Source organism: Oleiphilus sp. HI0123 (genome assembly GCF_001635315.1).
This window is the reverse complement of the sequence record NZ_LWGE01000461.1, coordinates 1-317: the sequence shown is the minus strand read 5'-3', so window position 1 is coordinate 317 and position 317 is coordinate 1. Positions and strand designations below refer to the sequence as shown.

Here is a 317-nt window from a genome sequence, read left to right as displayed (position 1 = left end):
CTTATAACTTACACATATAACTAATTTGCTTTGGTAACTACTTTGCATAAGCCGATTCATAAAGGTCTGACATTTCTTTCAACTCTCGCGATAACTTCGCCAGTGTTAGCTGCGGTATCGGTTGAGGATACTGAAAGCTCGACAATGCTATTGAAACTCATGGCAAGTGCAGGACTGGCAGCATTGTTTGGGACACTGTGCTTCATTTTGTTCCGTCTTAATGCCCGGCTAAAAAACAACGTAAAGTCGCATGAAGCTACCGAACAACTCATGTCGAAACTAAGTAGCGCGGTAACAAATAGTGGTTCCAGTATTGT

At 42.0% G+C, this 317-nt stretch carries 1 protein-coding gene; it reads left to right on the top strand.

The genetic code is table 11. The features are described from left to right. Positions 1-42 precede the first annotated feature (42 nt). Positions 43-317, top strand: a 275-nt coding sequence (locus A3761_RS28460) for a hypothetical protein (RefSeq protein ID WP_231881157.1), incomplete at its 3' end; no start/stop codon positions are given.